This window comes from Streptomyces niphimycinicus, from assembly GCF_018883605.1.
GTDB classification, from domain to species: Bacteria; Actinomycetota; Actinomycetes; order Streptomycetales; family Streptomycetaceae; genus Streptomyces; species Streptomyces niphimycinicus.
On the sequence record NZ_JAHLEM010000979.1, the window covers coordinates 1 to 3,821 of the forward strand.

Sequence of the window (3,821 nt, forward strand, 5' to 3'; positions counted from 1 at the left end):
CGACCTCCATCGGGGAGAAGGCGTGGACATGCATCCCGGGGACGCGCTCCTTGACGGCGCGGGCGATGTCGAAGTACGCGGTGCCGGGCAGATCGGGGTGGATGCCGCCCTGCATGCAGACCTCCACCGCGCCCACGTCCCACGCCTGCTGGGCGCGGTCGGCGACCTGGTCCAGGGAGAGGGTGTAGGCGTCGGCGTCCGTACGGCGCTGGGCGAAGGCGCAGAAGCGGCAGCCGGTGTAGCAGACATTGGTGAAGTTGATGTTCCGGGTGACGATATAGGTGACGTCGTCGCCGACCGCCGCCCGGCGCAGATCGTCGGCGATGCGGCACAGCGCGTCCAGCGCCGGGCCGTCGGCGTGGAACAGGGCCAGCGCCTCGGGGTCGGTCAGCTTGGTCGGATCGTCGGCGGCCCGGGCCAGCGCGGACTTGATGTCGCCGTCGATGCGGGAGGGGACCATCCCGGGGGCCGCGGCCTCGCGCAGCGCCTCCCAGTCGCCGTAGACCTCGTCGAAGTCCTTACGGCGGTCACCGGTGCGGCCCTCGGTGTCGATGGTGTGGTGCAGATCGGTGCGGCCGGAGGCGCTGAACGCCTCCTCCGGCTCCTGCCAGGGCAGCCCGGCGGGGATCGCGTCCTCGCGGGCCAGGCCGGTCCCGGGGTCGGCAAGGGCGGTCACATGCGGCAGCAGCCGGGGGTCCAGCCAGGGCTCGCCGCGCTGGATGTACTCGGGGTAGACCGCGAGCCGTTCGCGCAGGCTGAACCCGGCGGCGGCGGAGCGCTCGGCCAGCTCGTCCACCTGGGGCCAGGGGCGCTCGGGGTTGACATGGTCCGGGGTGAGCGGGGAGACGCCGCCCCAGTCGTCGATACCGGCGCCGATGAGCTGCTCGTACTCCGCGTCGACCAGGTTGGGCGGGGCCTGGATGCAGGCGGACGGGCCCAGGATGTGACGGGCCACGGCGACGGTGGCGACCAGGTCGTCCAGCTCCGCGTCCGGCATCCCCCGCATGGCGGTGTCCGGTTTGGCGCGGAAGTTCTGGATGATGACTTCCTGGATGCCGTGGTACGAGCGGGAGACGCGGCGCAGCGCGAACAGCGACTCCGCCCGCTCCACCTGCGTCTCGCCGATCCCGATCAGCAGCCCGCTGGTGAACGGGACGGAGCTGCGCCCGGCGTCCTCCAGAACGCGCAGTCTTACCGCCGGCTCCTTGTCGGGCGAGCCGTAGTGCGGGCCGCCGGGCTCGCTCCACAGCCGCTCGGCGGTGGTCTCCAGCATCATGCCCATGGAGGGGGCCACCGGCTTGAGCCGCTGGAAGTCGGTCCAGGTCATCGCGCCGGGGTTGAGATGGGGCAGGAGGCCGGTCTCCTCCAGGATGCGGATCGCCATCGCCCGTACGTACGCGATGGTGTCGTCGTAACCCTCGGCCTCCAGCCATTCACGCGCCTCGGGCCAGCGGTCCTCGGGGCGGTCGCCGAGCGTGATCAGCGCTTCCTTACAGCCCATTTCGGCGCCCCGGCGGGCGATGGCGAGGACCTCGTCGGGCGACATGAACATCCCGTGGCCCGCGCGGCGCAGCTTGCCGGGCACGGTCGCGAACGTGCAGTAGTGACACTTGTCCCGGCACAGCCGGGTGAGCGGGATGAAGACGCTGCGCGAGTAGGTGATGATCCCGGGGCGGCCGGCCGCCTCCAGGCCCGCGTCGCGGACCCGGGCGGCGGAGGCCATCAGATCCTTCAGATCGTCACCGCGCGCCTGGAGCAGCACCGCCGCCTCGGCGGTGTCCAGTGCCACGCCGTCGCGGGCGCGCTTGAGCGCACGGCGCATCGCGTTGGCTGTGGGGGCGGCGGAGCCAGTCGGGGCAGCCGGTTCGTTTCCCTGCGCGCTCGTGGTCATCCTCCGAGCATACGAGCGGTGTGTGACACCGCCAGACGGGCCGGGCCTGCGGTTTTGTGGGTCTGATCACGGCTGCCGCGGGCCATGGGCGGGAATAGGACACCGTGAAACGTGCGGGCTACACGCGGCGGGTGCCGACGGCCGCCGCCCGGGCGGGACTTGGCGCGCCGCGGACCGCCGCGCGAGCGGGCCGGGGTGGGTGCGGAGAGGCGTACGTTCCCTCGTCGCCATGGAGTTATCCACAGGGCTTTCCGCGCGTGTCACCCACGCGTACAACGGTGTCACGCGAGTGTCGGACGGCACTCTCGACTCTGGGGGTCCCTCATGCAGCGACGCGATGTACTCAGGCTCTCCGCGCTTGCGGGCGCGGCGGGTGTGCTGACACTCGATCCCATGACCTTCACCCAGGCCGAGGCGGCAGGCCCGGCCGACGACCATGAGCAGACGAAGACCCTCAGCGGCCATCTGCCCACCGGCGCGCCGGACTTCGTCTATGTGCCCGTCGAGGTGCCGCGGGGGGTCCGCGAGATCGCCGTGTCGTATACGTACGACAAGCCGACCGTCCCGGCCGGCACGCAGGGGAACGCCTGCGATATCGGCATCTTCGACGAGCGCGGCACGGAGCTGGGCGGGCGCGGTTTCCGCGGCTGGTCCGGCGGGGCCCGTACGGAGTTCGCCATCAGCGCCGAGGAGGCGACGCCCGGCTATCTGGCGGGGCCGGTGCAGGCGGGCACCTGGCATGTCGTGCTGGGGCCGTACACGGTCGCCCCTCAGGGCCTGGACTACACGGTCACCGTCACGCTGCGGTCCGGCGCCCCGGGCACCACCCCGAAGCCCGTTTACCCGCCGCAGCGGGCGAAGGGCCGGGGCCGCGCCTGGTACCGGGGCGACTCGCATCTGCACACCGTGCACTCCGACGGCAAGCGGACCCCGGCCGAGCTGGTCGCCGCCGCCCGTGCCGCGGGGCTGGACTTCATCACCACCACCGATCACAACACCACCTCGGCGCATGCCGCGTTCGAGGGTCTGTGGGGCGATGACCTGCTGATCCTCACCGGTGAGGAGATCACCACCCGTAACGGCCATGTGGTGGCCCTCGGCACCGACCCGGGCACCTTCATCGACTGGCGCTACCGCGCCCGGGACAACCGCTTCGGCCAGTTCGCCCGCAAGGTCCGGCAGGCCGGCGGCCTGGTGATCCCGGCCCATCCGCACGGCACCTGTGTCGGCTGCAACTGGAAGTTCGGCTTCAACGAGGCCGACGCGGTCGAGGTGTGGAACGCGGACTTCACCCCGGACGACGAGGTCACCATCTCCGAATGGGACAACACCCTGGTCGCCGCCTCCCGGGGCGAGGGCCGCTGGCTGCCCGCCGTCGGCCACAGCGACGCCCACCGCGAGCCCCAGGTCGTGGGCCTGCCGCAGACGGTGGTGCTCGCCGACGAGCTGTCCCGCACCGCCCTCCAGGAGGGCATCCGGGCCGGGCGGAGCTGGATCGCCGAGTCCTCGAAGATCGACCTCACCTTCGAGGCGGTCGGCGGGCGCGGTAAGCACGCCGGTATCGGCGAGCGGCTGAAGGTCGGCGGCGCGGAGGAGGTGACGGTCCGGCTGAAGGTCTCCGGCGTGGGCCCGGGCTGCTCGGTGCGGTTCATCACCGACCAGGGCCAGCTCTACGGCACGGCGGTCCCCGACTCCGGGACGCTCACGGCCGAATGGCGTACGACGGCGTCCTACGCGGCGTATGTGCGCGCCGAGGTGCGCCATGCCCCGGCGGACGGCGGGGCGTCGGGGATACCCGGCCCGATGGTGGCGATGACCAACCCGATCTGGCTCGGCGACCACTGACGGCTTCGGTCGGCGCAGGCGGCTTCGGCGGGCGCAGGCGGCTTCGGTCGGCGCAGGCGGCTTCGGACGGCGCAGGCGGCTTCGG

The 3,821-nt window shown here is 72.2% G+C and carries 2 protein-coding genes; one reads left to right on the forward strand and one right to left on the reverse strand.

Features of this window, described 5'->3' with window-relative positions; all coding sequences use genetic code 11:
- Positions 1-1,891, reverse strand: a 1,891-nt coding sequence (locus KN815_RS46315) for a bifunctional FO biosynthesis protein CofGH (RefSeq protein ID WP_216347788.1), incomplete at its 3' end; no start/stop codon positions are given.
- Positions 1,892-2,215: 324 nt separating this feature from the next.
- Here KN815_RS46315 and KN815_RS46320 point away from each other — a divergent pair.
- Positions 2,216-3,736 (forward strand): CehA/McbA family metallohydrolase, encoded by a 1,521-nt coding sequence (locus KN815_RS46320; protein WP_216347789.1) that lies wholly within the window; start codon positions 2,216-2,218, stop codon positions 3,734-3,736.
- The last annotated feature ends 85 nt before the right edge of the window (positions 3,737-3,821 follow it).

What these genes read in the sequence shown, in the direction of transcription:
- KN815_RS46320 (WP_216347789.1), top strand. Translation starts at nt 2,216, where the DNA reads ATGCAGCGACGCGATGTACTCAGGCTCTCCGCGCTTGCGGGCGCGGCG.